Source organism: Pseudoduganella sp. R-32 (genome assembly GCF_049913245.1).
Taxonomy (GTDB): Bacteria; Pseudomonadota; Gammaproteobacteria; order Burkholderiales; family Burkholderiaceae_D; genus Rugamonas.
In genome coordinates this window covers 1,483,912-1,498,653 of record NZ_CP183987.1, presented here as the reverse complement: position 1 = coordinate 1,498,653, position 14,742 = coordinate 1,483,912, and the positions used below count along the sequence as shown (strand labels likewise).

The window sequence follows — 14,742 nt, the reverse complement described above, 5'->3', positions numbered from 1 at the left end:
ATCCACACCCAAGCAGTCCCGCAAAGGGCACCACGCACTGAGACGCTCCACCCGATAGCCGCTATCGCCCCACTGGCGAGGCGCCCTTGCGCACCCGTTCCGCAGTTCCAACCTGTGAAAGGAGATGTGCATGCAATCGCGTTTGAAACCCCTGGCCGCCGTCCTCGCGGCCTTGTTCGCCGCCAGCCACGCCGGCGCCGGCACCATCCCGGCCGCCCACGTGTACCACAACCACATGCCGAACTTCTGGCCCTTCTACGCCGTCGATCCCCTGGCCAAGTACAACGCCACGCCCGTCGGCGCGCCAGTGCGCTACACCTATGACGCTGACGTGATCAAGCTGAAAAACAATCCGCCAGCAGGCTACAGCTACTACCTGCCTGCCTCGCTGGGTGGCGCCATCATGCCGCACGACGACCTGGTGGCCTACTACACGCCTGACGCCAAGACCGGCGCCTACCAGTACTGGCCGATGCAGGTGGCCAACGAGATGCAAAGCTGGTCCGGCGGCAAGGGCCAGGTCCACGTCACCATGTCCGGCGCCGTCATCAACAACGTGCAAAGCCTCGCCAGCGCGCAGAACGTTCCCGGCTACAGCAACAGCAACTGGGGCGCGTCCTGGCTCAATACCTGGAACTCGCTGAAGACCGCCAACAACTACCGCACGCTCGACACCGTGCACTTCACCGGCCACCACAGCATGGGCCCACTGGCAGGCCCCGACTACTTCCTGAAGGACCTGGTCTACCAGAACGTCACGCTGGCCCAGCCCTACTTCCTCGGCAACGGCTTCGTCGCCTCCAAGGGCTTCTTTCCTACCGAGCTGGGATTTTCGGAGCGCCTGATCCCGACCCTGGCCAAGTTGGGCGTGCAGTGGTCGGTGATAGGCAACAACCATTTTTCGCGCACGCTGAAGGACTACCCCTACGCCAGCTTTGACGCCAGCGTCGACACCCTGACCTCCCCGCCCAACCGCGCCGATTTGCGCAACACCTCCGCTAGCGGCAGCTGGGTGGCCGCCAATATGGCCCACGAGCAGCAAGTGGTGGTCAACAAATTCCCTTTTGCCTCCACCCCGCACTGGGTACGCCACGTCGACCCCGCCACCGGCGCCGTCACGCGCCTGGCCGGCATCCCCGTCAGCCAGAACGGCTCCTGGCTGGAAGGGTGGGAAGGCGCGGTCACGGTCGACGAGCTGGCGCCCTACACCAGCCTGGAAGGACGCCAGTTCTTCGTGGTGGCGCACGACGGCGACAATTCCGGCGGCCGCGCCGGTGCGCTCAGCACCTGGCAAGCCGGCCACTCGACCACCTGCAGCGGCAACGGCTACTGCCTCGGCATCGACGAGTACCTGCGCGCCAAGCCGATTCCCGAGAGCGACGTGCAGCACGTGCAGGACGGCTCCTGGATCGACACGCGCGACTCTTCGTCCGACCCCACCTGGTACCACTGGCACCTGCCCTTCCTGATATGGAAAGGCCAGTTCGCCGACTTCAACCGCGTCACCGGCAACAACCTGGCGCCCAAGACCAACCTGAAAGGGCAGCAGGAAGGCGCCACCGTCTCCTTCGAATACGGCTGGCACTACCTGGAGCGCAATTTCGCCCTGCTGCAAGCCGCCCTCAACTACGCCAAGACCGCCGAGCAGATCTGGCTGGACGGCCACCCCAACCACTGGTCGCCCAGCACCGCGCTGGACAAGCAGGTCACGCACGCCGGCAACCAGCTCAACCCGTGGATGCTGTCCTACCCGGTCAAGGGCGACGGCGCCAACGACTACGCCGGCGGCGCCAACCCGGCGGAACTTGCCTGGTATTTCCTGCTGCCTGCCATGGATTCGGGCTTCGGCTACTACGATGAAAACAAGGACGACTCGGTCAAGCCGACCCTGGCCTTCAACAATTCGCTAGCCTTCTCGCGCCCCTATGTGCAGGCGCACCTGGCGCAAGACCGCACCGGCCCTTCCGTGTGGTGGCCGCAGCGCTATCCCTACAATCCCGGCTCGGTCAACGCCTCCAAGGCCGAAGGCTGGACCGTGCAGCACTACAGCAATGACTTCGCCGTCTACACCTACGGCCACGACGTGTCGGGCATCGCCAGCGCCAAGGTCAAGGTGCGGGTCCACGCCAGCAACAATATCGACGCGGCCGACGACACGTACAAGGTGTACGATCCGGCCGCCCTGGCCGGCCAGCCCGGCCTCTCTATCAACCCGGCCAATGTCGGCGCCTGGCAGGACGTGACGATGCAGGTGCGCGAGCTGCAGCCGGACATGAACGGCGTGGCCTGGATTCCCTCCACGCGCGACACCATCGCCGCCCTGCCGGCGCAGGACAGCGGCGACCTGTATTACGCCTATATCCCGGGCTACCGCAACCAGCTGCTGGACTACTACGTCGAGATGACCGACACGCTGGGCAACGTCACGCGCTCGGAGATCCAGCAAGTGTTCGTCGGCGCCGGCCGCTACCGCGCCGTGGCCACCGGCTCCGGCTACACGGAAGACATCAACGGCACCGTCAACGGCGTCTATCCCTTCCTGACGATCGACAGCACGCCGCCCAGCGCACCCGGCCAGCCGGCCGGCAGCCAGTTGACCGACCGCTCGGTAAGCCTGGCCTGGAGCGCGGCCAGCGACAATATCGGCGTTACCGGCTACAAGGTATTCCGCAACGGCGTGCTGGCCGGCTCGCCCACCGGCACCAGCTTCAGCGACAGCGGCCTGGCGCCCGCCACGGCCTACAGCTACACGGTAAGCGCCATCGACGCCGCCGGCAACCAGTCCGCCGCCAGCCCGGCGCTGGCCGTCACCACGCTGGCCGCCGACACGCAGGCACCGACCGCCCCGGGCCAGCCGACGGCATCGGCCATCACGCAGGTAGCCGCCACCCTGTCCTGGGCCGCCGCCAGCGACAACTACGGCGTCGCGCAATACCTGGTGCTGCGCAACGGCAGCCAGGTCGGCGCCACCGCCGCCACCAGCTACACCGACAGCGGGCTGGCACCTTCGACCAGCTACAGCTACACCATCAAGGCGCAGGATGCCGCCGGCAATACCGGCCCGGCTTCCGCCGCCCGCACGCTCACCACGGCCGCCGGCAATATCGCCACCGTCTACTACCGCCTGCCCAGCGGCTGGAACAGCGCCAACATCCACTACAGCCCGACCGGTGGCGCCTGGACCGCGGTGCCCGGCGTGCCGATGGCCGCAGCCTGCAGCGGCTGGCTGTCCTACACCGCCAGCCTCGGTTCGGCCAGCAGCTGGCAGGCCGTGTTCAACAACGGCAGCGGCAGCTGGGACAACAACGGCGGCAAGAACTACGCGCTGGGCACCGGCCTGTCCAGCGTGGCCGGCGGCGCCGTCACCAGCGGCAGCAACCCGTGCAATGTCGACAGCACGCCGCCCGGCGCACCGGACGGCCTGGCCGCCAGCGCGGTGGGCGCCACCAGCGTCAGCCTCGCCTGGAGCGCCGCCACCGACAACGCCGGCGTGACCGGCTACTACGTCTACCGCAACGGCAGCCTGCTCGGCACCGCCACCGGCACCGGCTACGTCGACAGCACAGCGGCCCCCGCCACCAGCTACAGCTACACCGTCAAGGCGATCGACGCCGCCGGCAACGTTTCGGCAGCCAGCGCCGCGCTGGCAGTGACCACCACGGCGGCATCGTCCTGCCAGGTCACCTTCACCATCGCCAACGCCAATACCGTCATGGGGCAGAACCTGTACGTGGTCGGCAACGACACACGCCTTGGCAACTGGGCACCGGCCAGCGGCTTTGCGCTGGCGATCCAGGGCAGCGGCGCCAACGTACCGTGGAGCGGCACCGTCACGCTGCCAGCGGCCAGCGCCATCCAGTACAAATACGTCAAATGGAACGGCAGCACGGCGACCTGGGAAGGCAGCCAGGCCACCGCCTCCGGCAACCGCGAGTTCAGCACCCCGGCCTCGTGCAGCAGCCCCCTTCCGCGCAACGACGGCAACTTCAAGTCCTGATTTAAAAGTCGGGGTCAGGTCTGGCAATCCGCCACATTTTCCGCGATGCGAAAAATGTGGCGGATTGCCAGACCTGACCCCGACTTTCAATTTTCTAGAGTCTTCCCTCCAAAAAAAATAGCATGACCGTACGGTGCCCTGCCGGGTCCTTTGCTACACTGATTTTCCCCAAATCTAAATAAGAGACACCCCCATGCGCCTAACCCGCACAGTGGCGCTGGCTGCGGCAGCCTTGCTGGCTGCCGCTCCGGCATTTGCCCAAGATCCCTCTCCTGTCGGCCTGTGGAAGAACATCGATGACGTCAGCGGCAAGCCGAAGGCCCTGATCCGCATCACCGAGGAAAACGGCGCCCTGCAGGGCAAGATCGAAAAACTGTACCGCGGCCCGGCGGAAGAACAGAATCCGGTGTGCGACAAGTGCACCGATGCGCGCAAGGACAAGCCGATTGTCGGCATGGTGATCGTGTCCGGCCTGAAGAAGGACGGCAGCGAATACAACGGCGGCGAGATTCTCGACCCGAACAACGGCAAGGTTTATAAGAGCAAGCTGGAAGTTGCCGATGGCGGCAAGAAGCTGAAAGTGCGCGGGTATATCGGTATTCCGATGCTGGGCCGGTCGCAGACTTGGGAGCGCCAGGAGTAAAACCGGTAAACCAGGGTCTGACCCACCGTCGAGGGCCCGAAGACCGTAGGGGGTCTGACCCTGCGGGTCAGACCCCGGTTTACCCGGTTTAGCGCTTAGGCAGCAGCAACGACGCCAGCGCCGGAATCATCACAATCGCCCCCACCATATTCCACAGGAACATGAACATCAGCAGCAGGCCCATATCGGCCTGGAACTTGATGTCCGACCAGACCCAGGTCAGCACGCCCAGCGCCAGCGTCACGCCGGTCAGCGCCACCGCCACGCCGGTCGTCTTCAGCGTCTCGAAGTAAGCCTCCTTCAGCTCCATGCCGCGGTCCAGGAAGCACTGCAGGCGGTTGTAGATGTAGATGCCGTAGTCCACGCCGATGCCGATCCCCAGCGCAATCACCGGCAAGGTCGCCACCTTCACCCCCAGCCCCAGGCGCGCCATAATGGCCTCGCACAGCGCGGACGTGATATACAGCGGCACCATTATGCAGATGGTTACGCGCAGCGAGCGGAACTCCCACCACACCAGCAGCGCCACGATGGCGTACACCAGCACCAGCATGGTGATCTCGGCCTGCTTGATCACGATATTGGTGGCCGCCTCGATGCCCGAATTGCCGGCCGCCAGGATGAACTCCGCCTGCGGCGTGTTGTTCTCTTTGGCGAACGCCTGCGCCGCCTGCACCACCCGCGTCAGCGTGTCGGCCTTGTGGTCGGCCAGGAACACCAGCACCGGCAGCATCGAGCAGTCGTTGCTGTACAACTCGGACGGAATCATGCGCTGCGCCGAATTGGACACGAAGCGATTGCGCGACAGCGCCTGCCATTTCAGGCTGCCGCCATTGACGTTGGAGATGATCCGCTTCTGCACCGTGAACAGCGAAGTGGTCGACTCCACGCCCGGCACGTTCTCCATCTCCCACTGGAAGCGGTCCACCACTTCGGCAGTCGGGTAGGCACCGCACTCGCCGGCCGGCGTCTTTACCATCACCACGAACACGTCCGAGCTGGTCGAGTAATGGCCGGTGATGTAGGCGTTGTCGCGGTTGTAGCGCGAGTCGGCGCGCAGCTCCGGCGCGCCCGGATCGAGGTCGCCGATCTTCAGGTCGCGGTTCAGCGCAAACGCTGTGGCAAACACCGCCACTGCGCCCAGCACCGCCAGCTTGGCGTACTTGGGCTCCGCAATGCGCGACAGCATGCGCATGAAGCGGTGCTTGCGCTTGGCCTTCCGGGCCTGGTTGCGCAGGCAGGCATCGGTCACGCCCACGTAGGACATCAGCACCGGCAGCAGGAACATCTTGGTCAGCACGATCACCGCCACGCCCACCGAGGCCGAAATCGCCAGCTCGCGGATCACGCCGATCTCGATCACCAGCAGGGTCGAAAAGCCCACCGCATCGCACAGCAGCGCAATGGTGCCGGGAATGAACAGCTGGCGGAAAGTCTGCTTGGCAGCCTCGGTGGCCGACTTGCCGGACAGGCGCTCGCTGGCCATGGTGTTGATGTTCTGCACCGCGTGCGAGACGCCGATGGCAAAGGTCAGGAACGGCACCAGGATCGAATACGGATCGAGCCCGAAGCCCAGTAGCCGCACGATGCCAAGCTGCCAGATTACCGCCAGCGAGCAGCAGAACACCGTCACCAGGGTCGACTTCCAGCAGTGCGAATACCACAGCAGCAGCGCCACCGTCATGGCAAAGGTGATCGCGAAGAACAGGCCGATCGCCTTGGCGCCGTGAATCAGGTCGCCCACCACCTTGGCAAAGCCGACGATGTGGATCTTCACGCCCTGTGCTTCGTACTTGTCGCGCACCAGCTTTTCCAGGCGCTCGGAGAACAGGCCGTAATCGAGCTTGGTGCCCTTGTCCGGATCGATCTCCAGCAGCGGCACCTGCACGATGGTGGATTTCTGGTCCGCCGCCACCAGGCTGCCGATGCGCCCCGAACGCGCCACGTTTGCCCGCACCTCGTCCAGCATGGCCGGCGAACCGTCGAAGCCCTGCGGGATGATCTGGCCGCTGTTCAAGCCCGTCTCGGTGACTTCCATCCACTGCACGTTCGGCGTCCACAGGGACTTCAGGTTGCCGCGGTCCACGCCGGGGATGTAGAACACTTCGTCGGTCACCGCCTTCAGCGTATCGAGATACTCCTTGCTGTAGATGTCGCCCTTGGTCGCCTCCACCGCGATGCGGATGTTGTTGCCCAGCGGGCGCAACTCGTTCTCGTACTTCAGGTAGTTGGCGATGAAGGGGTGGGTGGCCGGCACCATCTTCTGGAAGCTGGCGTCCGGTTTCAGCAGCGCCGCCTGCCAGGCAAACAGCACCGACGCCAGCAGGAAAGCCACCATGATCACAAGGCGGTGCTTGAACAGGCGCGGCTCCAGCCAGTGCTCGACGGAGGTGAAGCGCTGGTGTCCTTCCTCGGCCACCTTGCAGGATTTTTCGTCTTCGCGCTTCATTTCGCCGCCTCCCGCACACCACCCACGCCGGACAGCAGCACCGTGCCATTCACAGCCAGCATGCCGGCCGTCGGCACCGCATCGCCCTGGCGCATAACGCGGAAGCTCACGCCATCGTCGTCGCTGCGCAGCAGCGCGCCATCTTGTGCCGCGAGCACGATGCTGTTGCCCTGCAGGGCGCCGCCCACCAGGCTCTTCTTCGTCACGGCCGGCGTTTCGCGCCAGGTGGCGCCGCCATCTTCGCTGCGGAACACATGGCCGCCAAAGCCGTAAGCGAGCACGCTGCGGCCGGTGAAGATCACGCCGTACAGCTGGCCGCCGTAGCCGGTCTCGATACGCTGCCAGCTTGCGCCGCCGTCGGCCGAGCGGTACACGTAGCCGCCCTCGCCCGCGATGGCCAACACATTGCCAGGCCCGCCCGCAATCGCGTTGTAATGCAAGCCTTCAGGATTGGGCAGGCCCGCGCCCATGGAATTCCAGTGTGCCCCGCCGTCCGTGGTACGGAAAGCCTGGCCGTATGCGCCCACCGCGTAGCCGGTCCTGGCATCGCGGAACCATACGCCCAGCAAAGGGCGCGACGGGCCGAACTTGGCCGCCGCTTCGATATCGCCCAGCGCGTTCTCGGCATCGGCGAGCGCCGCCTTGCCCGCTCCCGCCCCGGCCGCCTGCGCCTTCTCGACTGCCGCCTTGGCATCGGCCAGCATCAGTGCATTGGCCTGGTTGCCGTCAAAGCGGGTGCTCCATTGCGCCCCGCCGTCATTGGTGGAAAGGATCACCCCATCCTGCCCGACGGCCCAGCCGTTGGAAGCATCGGCAAACGCCACGCTGGTCAAGGTGACCGACACCGGTACTTTCGCCTGCTGCCATGGCGCATTGGCGCCGCCATCGCGCACCAGGATGATGCCGCGCTCGCCCACCGCCACCGTGCGCTGGCCGGCCAGCGCCATGGCCGTCAGCATGGCTTTCGGCGCCCGCGCCGACATGCGCGCCGGCGTCTGCAGCGGATCGCGCGCCACGGCCGGCGCCACCGCCAATGCGCCCAGCAGCGCAGCAGCGGCCTGTTTCAATACTATATTCATGCTCTACCTGCGAAAAAATGGGCGCAGCGCTCCCTGTGAACGCAAGCGCCCGAAGAGACACCCCCAAACCCGCTACGCCGTCCTTAGTTGGAAGAGCGGCGCAGCGTATCTGGCGTGAAGTTCGACGGATCGAGCTTGACGCCAAATTTGATCGGCTTCTCCTGGTTGGAGATGCCGGAGAGCAGGTAGCGGCGTGCCTGCAGGTCGTAGAACACTTCGTAGGCGAAGTAGTGGGTCAGCGCATCGTAGTACTGGATGCCGCCGATTTCGTGCACGCGCCACAGTTCGCCGCGGCCGTCGTAGGAATCGGTGTGCAGCACTTCCCAGCTATCCTCGTCCACGTAGAACACGCGCTTGGCGTAGATGTGGCGCTTGTCCTTCTTCAGGGTCGCTTCCACTACCCACACGCGGTGCGGCTCGTAGCGCACGAAGTCCTGGTTGATATGGCCGGGGCGGACGATGTCGGCATACTTGATCGCCTTGTTGGTGATCTTGTAGTTGTTGTAGGAGACCAGCATCTCCTTCTTGCCCACCAGCTTCCAGTCGTAGCGGTCGGGCGCGCCGTTGAAGCCGTCGTAGTCGTCGGTGGTGCGCAAGCCGTCCGCGCCCTGCCCCGGCGAGTCGTAGGCCACGTTCGGCGCGCGCAGCACGCGGCGCTGGCCAGGATTGTAGGTCCAGGCCAGGCGCGATTCCTTCACCTGGTCCATCGGGTCCACCACCAGCAGCGCGTCGCCGGCCACCGAGGACGGGCCGGTCAGGGTCGCCATGTAGTACACCAGGCGGTTAGGCTCGGGGTTGGGCATGCCCTGGGCGAAGGCCACCTTCTCGGTGCGGGTCACCGGCGTGAAGGCGCCGTTGGTCTGCACCGGGAATTCGGCGGTGTAGCGCTCGATGGTGCCGCCGCGGTAGCGCATCAGGTGGTTCCAGATCACCTCGACGCCGGTTTTCGGGATCGGGAACGGCACCGTGGTCTTGGCGGTGCCGGTCACGCCGTTGCCGCCGCCGGTCAGCTCGGCCTTCGTCGCTTCGGCCTTGATGTTGTCGTACACCGCCTGCGGGTAGCCTGCCGTGCGGTAGCTCTTGTAGACATTCATCTTGTAGCTCGGGTAGCGCTTCAGCATCTCCATCTGCCCCGGCGCCAGCATGTCCTTGTACTTGTCCATGTTGGCGGCCGTGATGGTGTACTGGGGCGCTTCGTTCGGCAGCGGGTCGGCGTAGCCGTTCTTGCTGTCGAAGCCGGCCGGCGCCTTGGTGATGCCGCCGGTCCAGGCCGGGATGGTGCCGGCCTTGTTGCCTTCCTTCTCCGCGCCGACCGGCGTCAGGTCCTTGCCCAGGCGGTCTGCTTCCGCCTGCGGCAGGCCGGCCAGGGCGCTGCCCGCGATGCACGCCAGCGCTGCGGCCAGCAAGCTTTGCTTCATCATCTTCATCTACATGTCTCCTGTGTCTTTATTAGAAGTTGGCGCCGATCACGAACTGCATGTTGTCGCGGTCGTGGAACTGGTCGTACTTGGCGCTCTTGTTATAGCTGGTATAGCTGATGTCGGCGTAGTAGCGGTTGTTGTAGTCCGCGCGCAGGCCCACGCTGCGGGTCTGGCGGTCTTCGACGAACAGGTTGTCGGCCGCATAACCCTTCACGTCATGCGCGAAGTACAGGCGCGGCTTGAAGTTGACGCCGGCCACCACGTTCGGAAACAGCATTTCGGCCGACAGGCGATATCCCCAGGCGCTGCTGGTGGCATAGCCTTCGTTCTCGCAGTAGGAGGCATTGGGCTGGATGCCGGCCGGCCCGCAAGTGCCGCCCAGCGCCGCGGTCGGGCCGAAGTTGTACATGAAGCCGCGCACGTAGCGGGTGCTGGTGTTCGGGTCGCCGATGCCGCTCCACTTCTGGCCCGCCACTTCGCCCAGCAGGGTCAGCGAATCGGCGCCCAGCACTTGCGGGATCTGGCGGATGAACGACACCTGCGCCTGCGTCTTGTCCTTGCGGTCATAGCCGTGGATCACGGTGCCGGTCGGCACCGCCGGGTTGCGCGCAATGACCGCCAGCTTGGCCTGCGGGCCGATGCCCAGCGCAGTGCCGACCAGCAGGTCGATCGCGTTGATCTGCACCGGGATGTCCTTGGTGCGCGACACTTCGCCAAACAGCGAGAAGCCGCCCACTTCGGTGGCTGCCGACAGGCCCAGGGTCTTCACGTTCTCGCCGCTGTAGTCCCACACGATATTCCCGGCCGGCAGCACGCCCAGCGTGCCCAGTGCCGGCGCCAGCGACGGCACGGCCTTGACCAGTTGCGCCAGGCGGCCCGACCATACCGACGGCAGCGCCGACGGCTGCTTGACCACCGAGACGATCGGCGAGTGGCTGTGGTAGCGCGCGAAATAGACGCCGAAGTCGGTGGCAATGGCGTCGGCAAAGTAGTGGCTCGACACGCCGAACTGGCCGGACTTCTTCGGCTTGATCTTTTCCGCGGTGGTCATGCGGAAGTTGAGCGGCATGCTGCGCGACAGGCCGAGCGAGGCCAGCACCGGGTCCAGCGCAGCAGGCAGCGCGGCCAGGAACGGCGCGCCGTTGTACTGGCCCTGGTCGTTCAGCTTGGTGCCGTCGCCAAACAGCACGGTGCCGTTGTTGCAGTTGAGCGAATCGGCCGCCGACCAGTAGGTGCCGCAGCCGTCGACCACGTTCTGGCGCCAGCCCAGGTTGTAGAAGGCCTCCACCGACACGCCGTTGCCCAGGCCCAGGTTAGCCATCAGGGCCGGCTGCGGACGCAGGACTTCCTTGACCTGCGCGCCCGGGCGGCGCGCGGCGCTGGTATCGAAGGCGCCCATGGCGTTAATGCCCGGCACGAACAGCGATTCGCCCCAGTTGATCACCTGGTTGCCCAGCTTGGCGCTCAGCGCCTTGCCGCCCAGGTCCCAGTTGGCGAACACATAGGCGTCGGCCAGCGCCACGCCGTCGAAGGTGGACAGCTGGTCGAAGCCGGTGTCGCTCAGTTCTCCGTTCTGCTTGTAGCCGTTGTTGAAATGCCCGTGCGGCATCTCCTTGCCTTTCAGGACGCGGTCGTACCACGCGAAGCTGCGCACGAACATGCCGTAGGTATCGCCTTTCAGTTCCAGTTCGCCTGTCAGCTTGCCGACGGTGGAATAGGCATCGTGCTTCTTGAAGTTCAGGTTGCCGTCGTCGGCGCCGGCGCCCGCCGTGCCGCCATTGGGTACAGAGATCAGGTTCTTGTCTGCATCCTTCATCCGGATGCTGGTGCCGACCGACATGTTCAGGGACCAGCGTCCTTCCAGTCCATTGTCGGTGGTGAAGGTATCTGCGTGCGCCAGTGGGGTTGCCAGCGCCGCCGCCACGGCGAGCGCCATGATACGGTTGTACTTCCTCGTCATCCTAGTGTCTCCTAATGGTTTTTACAGCTTCTTATACAGGCTTATTTAACTGCTTGAACTCCTCACGCAACTTCATCTTCTGCACTTTGCCGTTGGCGGAATACGGAAGCTCGCTGACAAAAACCACGTCGTCGGGAAGCCACCACTTGGCTACGCGGCTGGCAAGGTAGCCTAACACTTCATCGCGTGTGGGGGAACTGCCATGGCGGGGAACGACCACCAGCAACGGGCGTTCCTGCCATTTTTCATGCGGGATGCCGATCACCGCGGCAGCCATCACATCGGGATGGCCCATCACTGCGTTCTCGACATCGATCGATGAAATCCATTCGCCGCCGGACTTGATCACGTCCTTGGCGCGGTCGGTTATCTGAAGATAGCCATCGCGGTCGATGTTGGCGATGTCGCCGGTATCGAAGTAGCCTTCCTCGTCCAGCACCGAGGCATCGCTGCCGTAATAGGCCGACAGGATCCACGGCCCGCGCACCATCAGGCGCCCCGTCGCCACGCCGTCGTGCGGCAGGCGCCGGCCCGCTTCGTCCTTCAGCGCCAGCTCCACGCCGCACACCGGCCGGCCCTGGCGCGCCTGCACGCGCAGCTTTTCTTCCTCGCTGGCCTTGTCGTGCGATTGCAACAGCGAGCACACGGTGCCCAGCGGCGACATCTCCGTCATGCCCCAGGCCTGCATCAGGGTCGCCCCCAGCGTGTTGCGGCAGCGCGTGAACATCACCGGCGGGATCGCCGAGCCGCCGCACAGCATGCGCTCCAGGCATAGCTCCTGCAGCGCCGGCCGCGCTTCGCTGTCGATATGGTTGAGCAAGCCTAGCCAGACGGTCGGCACGCCCAGCGCCATCGTCACGCGCTCGTCGCGCAGCAAGTCGTAGATGCTCTTGCCGTCCAGCGCTGGCCCGGGCAGCACCAGCTTGGCGCCGCTCATGGCGCCGGCGTACGGCATGCCCCAGGCGTTCACATGGAACAGCGGCACCACCACCAGGCAGCTGTCGCGGTGCGAAATGGCTGCACTGCCCGCAGCGCACAGGCCCATCGAGTGCAGGTAGGCCGAGCGGTGCGAGTACAGCACCCCTTTCGGGTTGCCGGTGGTGCCGGAGGTGTAGCACAGCGCCGACGCCGTGCGTTCGTCGAACTGCGGCCAGGCGTAATCATCGCTGGCGCCTTCCACCAGCTCCTCGTAGCACAGCGTTCCCGCCGGCAGGCCGGCGGGCATATGCGCGCGGTCGGTCATGCAGACGAATGCCTTCACACCTGCCAGCTTCGGCGCCAGCGCGGCCACCAAGGGCGCGAAGGTAGTGTCGAAGAACAGCACCTGGTCCTGCGCGTGATTGAGAATGTACTCCACCTGTTCCGGGAACAGGCGCGGGTTGATGGTGTTCAGCACCGCACCCATGCCCGACACGCCAAAGTACAGCTCCATGTGGCGATGCGTGTTCCAGGCCAGCGTGCCGACCCGGTCGCCCATGCCCACGCCCAGCGCCAGCAGCGCATTGGCAATGCGCCGCGCGCGCCGTTCCACTTCGCCGTAACTGCTGCGGTGCAGCGTGCCTTCACAAGTGCGCGAGACAATCTCGGCGCGCGGGTGCACGCGGCGCGCGTGCTCGATCATCGAGGAAATCAGCAGCGGCTGATCCTGCATCAAGGCTTGCATACGCTAATCCATTACATATGGCGTTTCAGGAAACCGGCCAGCGTGTCGAAGACGCGGCCATACGGAGGGCGGAACAGGCCGAAGCCGTTCAGGCGCGCCTGCCGGTAGATCGGCTTCTGCTTGGAGAACGCGAGGAAGCCATGCTCGCCGTGATAGGCGCCCGTGCCGCTGGCGCCGACGCCGCCGAACGGCAGGTTTTCCTGCGCCGCATGCCACAGCGCGTCGTTGACGGTGACCCCGCCCGAGATGGTCGAGCGCAGCACCTTGGTGCAGTTGCGGCGCTCCTTGCCGAACCAGTACAGCGCCAGCGGGCGCTCGCGCTGGTTGATGAAGGCGATGGCTTGCTGCAGCGTGTCGTAGGGCAGCACCGGCAGCAGCGGGCCGAAGATCTCTTCGCGCATGACCGCCATCTCGGACGTGACGTCCAGCAGCAGCACTGGCGCCATGCGCCGCTCGCCCGCTTGCCCCGCTTCGGTACCGCCCAGCCGCAGCACGCGCGCGCCCTGCTCTTCCGCCTCGCGCACCAGCTTCTCCAGCCGCTGGAAATGACGCTCGCTGATGATGCTGGTGTACTGCTCGTTGCCGGCAAACTGCGGGTACATCGCCGCCGCCGCCGCGCTCAGTTCGCGCACGAATTCGTCCACGCGCGCGCGCGGCACCAGCGCGTAGTCGGGCGCCACGCAAGTCTGGCCGGCGTTGAACAATTTGCCGAAAGCCAGGCGCGGCGCAGCCTGCGCCAGGTCGCAGCTTTCGTCGATGATGGCGGGCGACTTGCCGCCCAGTTCCAGCGTCACCGGTGTCAGGTTGTGCGCCGCGGCGACAGCGACCTGGCGTCCTACCGCGGTGGAGCCGGTAAAAATGAGATGGTCGAACGGCAGCGCCGCAAAATCGCGGCTGACCTCAACGCCGCCTTCGACCACGGCCAGCTCGGCCGGGGTGAAATAACGCGCCGCCAGTTGCGCCAGCAGGCGCGAAAAGGCCGGCGTCAGCTCGCTGGGTTTGATCATCACGCGATTGCCCGCCGCCAGGGCGGCAGCCGCCGGCACCAGCGCCAGTTGGCAGGGGTAGTTCCACGGCACGATATTGCCGATCACACCCAGCGGCTGCGGCATGATCCGGCTCGAGCCGGGCAGCATGTGCAGCGGCGTCGCCACGCGGCGCGGCCGCATCCAGCGCCCCAGCTTGCGGCGCTGCTGGCGGATGGCCGACAGCACGACGAACAGCTCCGTCAGCACCATTTCCTGCCGCGCGCGCCCGCCAAAGTCGGCATCGATCGCTTCCAGGATGGCCGCTTCGTTGTCGGCCACCAGCGCCTGCAGGCGGTCAAGCCGCTCGCGCCGGATGGCGGCCGGCGGCACCATGTCGGCATTGAAGGCCGCGCGCTGCACTTCCAGCCTGTCCAGCAGCGATGGCGAGCCGCGTCCTACGACGGCAGGGTCGAATTCCTGAACTTTCATCACAGTGTCTCCAGTTGCGCCGCGTTTTATTTAACGCTGTCTTGAAACGAGTATGTGTTTGACACTACTATTC

At 65.5% G+C, this 14,742-nt stretch carries 8 protein-coding genes; 2 read left to right on the top strand and 6 right to left on the bottom strand.

The features are described 5' to 3' along the window. Positions 1 to 130 precede the first annotated feature (130 nt). Together ACN9MU_RS07045 and ACN9MU_RS07040 are read left to right on the top strand one after the other, a co-directional pair. Entirely contained in the window at positions 131 to 3,997 is a 3,867-nt protein-coding gene (locus tag ACN9MU_RS07045) for a carbohydrate binding domain-containing protein (protein WP_426344336.1), read from the top strand. A gap of 193 nt (positions 3,998 to 4,190) precedes the next feature. Beyond that, on the top strand, positions 4,191 to 4,640 hold the full coding sequence (locus ACN9MU_RS07040; protein ID WP_426168931.1) for a DUF2147 domain-containing protein: 450 nt from the start codon (positions 4,191 to 4,193) through the stop codon (positions 4,638 to 4,640). Positions 4,641 to 4,728: 88 nt separating this feature from the next. Here ACN9MU_RS07040 and ACN9MU_RS07035 read toward each other — a convergent pair whose 3' ends face one another. From ACN9MU_RS07035 to ACN9MU_RS07010, 6 genes are all read right to left on the bottom strand, one after another. Beyond that, a complete protein-coding gene (locus ACN9MU_RS07035; protein ID WP_426168928.1) occupies positions 4,729 to 7,089 on the bottom strand; it encodes an efflux RND transporter permease subunit in 2,361 nt (786 codons plus the stop codon). Beyond that, positions 7,086 to 8,168, bottom strand: a complete 1,083-nt coding sequence (locus ACN9MU_RS07030; RefSeq protein ID WP_426321332.1) for a WD40/YVTN/BNR-like repeat-containing protein — start codon at positions 8,166 to 8,168, stop codon at positions 7,086 to 7,088. The genes ACN9MU_RS07035 and ACN9MU_RS07030 overlap by 4 nt, the downstream gene beginning before the upstream one ends. A gap of 83 nt (positions 8,169 to 8,251) precedes the next feature. Further along, on the bottom strand, positions 8,252 to 9,595 hold the full coding sequence (locus ACN9MU_RS07025; RefSeq protein ID WP_426168923.1) for a DUF1329 domain-containing protein: 1,344 nt from the start codon (positions 9,593 to 9,595) through the stop codon (positions 8,252 to 8,254). Positions 9,596 to 9,617: 22 nt separating this feature from the next. Then, the gene (locus tag ACN9MU_RS07020; protein ID WP_426168920.1) at positions 9,618 to 11,549 is read right to left on the bottom strand and encodes a DUF1302 domain-containing protein; all 1,932 of its coding nucleotides are present in this window, start codon (positions 11,547 to 11,549) and stop codon (positions 9,618 to 9,620) included. Positions 11,550 to 11,580: 31 nt separating this feature from the next. Next, on the bottom strand, positions 11,581 to 13,212 hold the full coding sequence (locus ACN9MU_RS07015) for a long-chain-fatty-acid--CoA ligase (protein ID WP_426168917.1): 1,632 nt from the start codon (positions 13,210 to 13,212) through the stop codon (positions 11,581 to 11,583). An 11-nt stretch (positions 13,213 to 13,223) separates the two neighbouring features. After that, a complete protein-coding gene (locus ACN9MU_RS07010) occupies positions 13,224 to 14,669 on the bottom strand; it encodes a coniferyl aldehyde dehydrogenase (protein ID WP_426168915.1) in 1,446 nt (481 codons plus the stop codon). Between the last annotated feature and the right edge of the window lie 73 nt (positions 14,670 to 14,742).

Bases quoted from the DNA above. Each gene is read 5' to 3' on its own strand.
- ACN9MU_RS07045 (WP_426344336.1), top strand. From the start codon at position 131: ATGCAATCGCGTTTGAAACCCCTGGCCGCCGTCCTCGCGGCCTTGTTC.
- ACN9MU_RS07040 (WP_426168931.1), top strand. From the start codon at position 4,191: ATGCGCCTAACCCGCACAGTGGCGCTGGCTGCGGCAGCCTTGCTGGCT.
- ACN9MU_RS07035 (WP_426168928.1), bottom strand. From the start codon at position 7,089: ATGAAGCGCGAAGACGAAAAATCCTGCAAGGTGGCCGAGGAAGGACAC.
- ACN9MU_RS07030 (WP_426321332.1), bottom strand. From the start codon at position 8,168: ATGAATATAGTATTGAAACAGGCCGCTGCTGCGCTGCTGGGCGCATTG.
- ACN9MU_RS07025 (WP_426168923.1), bottom strand. From the start codon at position 9,595: ATGAAGATGATGAAGCAAAGCTTGCTGGCCGCAGCGCTGGCGTGCATC.
- ACN9MU_RS07020 (WP_426168920.1), bottom strand. From the start codon at position 11,549: ATGACGAGGAAGTACAACCGTATCATGGCGCTCGCCGTGGCGGCGGCG.
- ACN9MU_RS07015 (WP_426168917.1), bottom strand. From the start codon at position 13,212: ATGCAAGCCTTGATGCAGGATCAGCCGCTGCTGATTTCCTCGATGATC.
- ACN9MU_RS07010 (WP_426168915.1), bottom strand. From the start codon at position 14,669: ATGAAAGTTCAGGAATTCGACCCTGCCGTCGTAGGACGCGGCTCGCCA.